The sequence below is a fragment of the Waterburya agarophytonicola KI4 genome (assembly GCF_020640915.1).
In the GTDB taxonomy this organism is placed as follows: domain Bacteria; phylum Cyanobacteriota; class Cyanobacteriia; order Cyanobacteriales; family Xenococcaceae; genus Waterburya; species Waterburya agarophytonicola.
This window is the reverse complement of record NZ_JADWDC010000128.1, coordinates 1-4,434: the sequence shown is the minus strand read 5'-3', so window position 1 is coordinate 4,434 and position 4,434 is coordinate 1. Positions and strand designations below refer to the sequence as shown.

The following is a 4,434-nucleotide window of genomic DNA, read 5'->3' as shown; positions in this document are numbered from 1 at the left end:
AAACGAAACTTTTGTCAAGTACATTTTATACAAAATAAGATGAGCTTACCCTGGTGTCTATACCTGTTAGTATTGGAATAACATATAAGTCACCATCAATTAAAGGTACTTCATTTTCCGCAAAATTAATTGACCTTAATTGCTCTTCAATAGAGCTTGATCCTGTTTCGGTTTCAATTTCAATAATTGTCGCTTCAGAAGAGATAGTGTCAGCAAAGAATGGATTATTTTCAAAATTAGGAATTACAAAAAAATTGTCTCCTGCTAAAATAGTTTCGCCATCAGTCACAAAAGATTGTCGGGCAAAATTTGAGTTTGCACTAGTATCAGCACCATTACCACCAGGAGTATTGGGAATATCATCTGAGTTGAGGTTGTTTTCTCCAGTATTGGGAAATCTTTGTATCAGAGAATCTATTAAAGATTGGACATCACTACTTTGAAATTCTGAATTGTTATTATCCGTATTATCTTCTTCTGTAGATTCCGAATTTAGATTATCGTTAGTACCATAAAGATTTAGCTGCCAAGAATCCCAAGTAGTTTCTGAAGTAGATGCTTCACTATCAATAACTTGAAGACTCCATTCACCAGCCGAAGACTCACCCCAATGACGCAAGGACGTAAATGTCCAAGTTCCTTCTCTATCAGCATTGAGATCGTTTGCCGATAAAATAGATTCAGTTCCATCAGGAGAAGTTAAAACGACTTTTAAATCTTCTCGAACTAAATCAGCATTGGTAATTACTTCGATTGATTCTACGGTCAGATCGTCTTCAACATCTATAATAGAAGTAATACCGTCGCGAGCGTTATCGGGAACATTAACATCAATATCAATCACTGGAGAAGATAAAGAAATTTCAGGCGCAACAGTTGTCCATTCTTGAGACAGAGTAACCGCAGCAGTTGCATCAATCGAGCCAAAACCATAATTGTGATTGACAGAATATCCCGCACCATTTTCAATCCAATCGGGATTATCTATGTCATTTTGAACCGCCGTTCTGACTAAAATATGCTGTACGTCGCGCCATGTCAGATCTGGATTAGCCTCCAGCATTAATGCTATAACACCTGAGACAATCGGCGTAGCTGCTGATGTACCAGTAAACTCAGTATATTCAGAGGTATCAAAACCGCTTTCACCTCGAACATCGGTAGTTAGTATTCCTTCTTCATCAGTGTTAGCGTAACTAGAAATTAACAACGATGCGCCAGGATTACTATAGCTAGATCGAACTCCGTTATGATCTAAAGCCCCTACGGTGATAGTGTAGCGGGAGTTAGTCAGAGGATAATAGTTAACATTTCCGCCTTGTTGAGCATTATTCCCCGCAGCAAAAACAAAAATATTTCCCAATCCACCGCGACCAAAATTAATTCTTTGTTCTAACGCTTGGTTCGATTCTCCCAAAGGCACAAGAGGCAAGGGAAATAGCCAACTATTATTAAAAATATCAACGGAACTAGGGCGAGAGAACGTACTAGATATTAGCTCGTCGAAATCATCTAAAATTATTTCGTCATCAAATTGAATTCTATATGATGCAAACGTAGCGTCATAAGCAACTCCTGTAATCCCAATATTGTTATTTGAAGCTACTGCAATTCCCGCAACAGGCGTACCATGAGCATCGCTAGGTCGATCTAAGAAATTTAGAGAATCTAGATTAGTGCCATCTAATATAGATCCCAAATCGAACTCAAATCCAACTGCTATTGCTGCATTTAACCCTGGAATAAATCTTTCGATTTCATCATCTACAAAATCAAAACCACCTAAAGGATTATTTTGACTATCAAGATCGGGATGTCCAAGTTCGATTGCACCATCGACAAATCCAATAACAACACCATCTCCCGTAGCTATTTCCCAGGCAGGTAAAACATTAATATCTTCTCCAGGTGTGCCACCAGATTGACCTGTATTATTAAGATACCATTGTTGGGAGAATAGAGGATCGTTGGGCAGAACGTTATCCATCGGATTAGCTTGTATTGGTTAAATTACTTTATTTATACTATATATATGCTTCGGAAGAAAATCCCCATCTAATTTTATTTCTAGGCAAATATTAAAACTTTTATGCAGTTAACTATCTCTTGAGCTTGAAGTATATATATAATTTTGATTAGTTATCGATCGCTCTAGGATTAATACGGTGAAACAAAGCCTGTCGTTATTGCTTTCTGTTGGTTTGGGTACTATAAGTCAAAGTCTGTTAACTACTCCTGTAGCATCTCAAGTAACCTCTGATGGAACTACAAGTACTCAAGTAACCGAGAACGGAAACGTTTCGACGATAAATGGTGGGGTGACTAATGGAGATAATTTATTTCATAGTTTTCAAGATTTTTCTGTAGGTACTGGCAGCGAAGCATTTTTTAATAACGCTCCTGAGATCGGCAATATTCTCTCTAGAGTTACGGGAGGAAATATTTCTAACATTGATGGATTAATTCGCAACAACGGTAATGCTAATTTATTCCTGATTAATCCCGCAGGAATTATTTTTGGCGAAAATGCGAGGCTAGATCTTGGCGGTTCTTTTTATGGTTCTACTGCTAGTAGTATTTTGTTTGAGGATGGGGAGTTTAGCGTAACAGATTTAGACAATCCTCCTCTGTTAACCGTCAATGCACCGATTGGTTTAAGCTTTCGAGAAAATCCTGCCTCTATTATTGCCACGGGTAATAGTGAAAACTCTTTAAGTCTTGTTGTAGAAACTGGCGAAAGTTTTAATTTGATAGGTGGTGAAATTAACTTAAGTCGAGGGGAAATTGTGGCAGAGGAAGGCACTATTAACTTCGCTAGCATTGCTCAAGAAGGCACAATTAGCTTTAGTGAAGATAACAGTTTAAATACTCCAACTAATACAAATAGAGATAATATTATCCTCGATAACTTTGTACTTGAAATAGTTCCTAGTATTTCTGATGGCGATAGTGGAAACATTAACATTTCCACTCAGTCTCTATCTTTGACTAATAACTCCATCTTGATAAACAATACTTTCAATGAAGGAAATGCAGGAGAAGTTAATCTTAACGCTACTGATTCGATACTAATTAACAGTGGTTCGACTATTTTAACTGATACTTTTGCTGAAGGTAATGCAGGAAATATTTTTATCCAAGCTGGAAACAACTTTATTTTAGAAGGAATCAATCAGAATCTAGATCCTGAAATATCAGCAAGTGCTAGTTTTTTGGAAAATATAGATATACCAGGTAATTTATCAGGCAATGCAGGGAATATAGAAATTACTGCTGCAAACATTTCTCTAAATAATAGCGCGCAAGTTGTTAGCAACACTTTTGGTAGTGGAAATGCGGGAAATGTTTCTTTTAATGCCGACTCCATTAATATTGCCAATAATAGTTCTGTTTTTAGTGCTGTTGGTAGTTTGGAATCTAATATAGGAGCAACTGGTAACGGTGGAACAATAGATTTTGCCACCAGAACCTTATCATTGTCAGATGGCGGGACAATTATCGTTCAGACTTTTGGTTTAGGAAATGCAGGAACGATTAATATTAATGCTGCTGATTCCATTAACATTTCAGGAGTTGCTAATTTTCCTTTATTAGAAAATGGCAATCCTGGGGGTTTTTCTAGCGGTTTATTTAGCAATTCTGAAGTGTCAGCATTGGGTTCTGGAGGAGAAATTACAGTTACAACTTCTACTTTCAATATAAGTGGTGGAGCAGTTATTAATGCTAGAAGCAGAGGAATAGCATCTGCTGGAAATGTCTTTATTAATGCCGATATCCTAGAAATTACCAACGGCAGTCAGATTCTAGCTACCGCCTTTAATGATGGTGCTGCTGGCAATATTAATCTAGATATCTCACAACGTATTTTAATTTCAGGTATCGATCCCAATTACTCCAATAGACTAGAAAGTTTGATTAACAATTTTGACGAAGATATTGCACAATTTACTATCGATCCAGTTAGTGCGGATAGTGGCATCTTTGCTAATACTACTTTTTCTGCCATAGAAGGAACTACGGGAGACATTACTATTCAAGTAGGAGATCGTCTTGAGTTAAGAAATGGCAGTTTAATTTCTGCTCAAGCCAGTAATGTAACCAATGGAGGCAATATAGCAATTAATTCTGAAAATGGCTTTGTGGTTGCTTTTCCCAGTAACGATCTAGGTGGAGATATTGTGGCTAATGCACCTGAAGGAGCAGGGGGAAATATCACGATTATGGCTCAGGGAGTATTAGGCTTAGAAGAGAATATAGCTTTTGATAATGCTGGAAATAGATTAAATAATAGTAGTAACGATCTCGATGCTACAGGAGATGTTGATGGAGCAATTCAAATTATTACCCCTAACGTAGATGTGATTCAAGGAATACCTCAGCTAAGCTTAGACGTATTTACATTGCATTAACTAAATCACCTTTATTTTTTTATTT

The 4,434-nt window shown here is 37.0% G+C and carries 2 protein-coding genes; one reads left to right on the top strand and one right to left on the bottom strand.

Annotated features, from left to right (window positions below; genetic code table 11):
- Nucleotides 1-25 precede the first annotated feature (25 nt).
- Entirely contained in the window at nt 26-1,987 is a 1,962-nt protein-coding gene (locus tag I4641_RS23280; protein WP_229642971.1) for a S8 family serine peptidase, read from the bottom strand.
- A gap of 178 nt (nt 1,988-2,165) precedes the next feature.
- Between I4641_RS23280 and I4641_RS23275 the strand changes: the two genes are divergently transcribed.
- A complete protein-coding gene (locus I4641_RS23275; RefSeq protein WP_229642970.1) occupies nt 2,166-4,409 on the top strand; it encodes a two-partner secretion domain-containing protein in 2,244 nt (747 codons plus the stop codon).
- Nucleotides 4,410-4,434 lie beyond the last annotated feature (25 nt).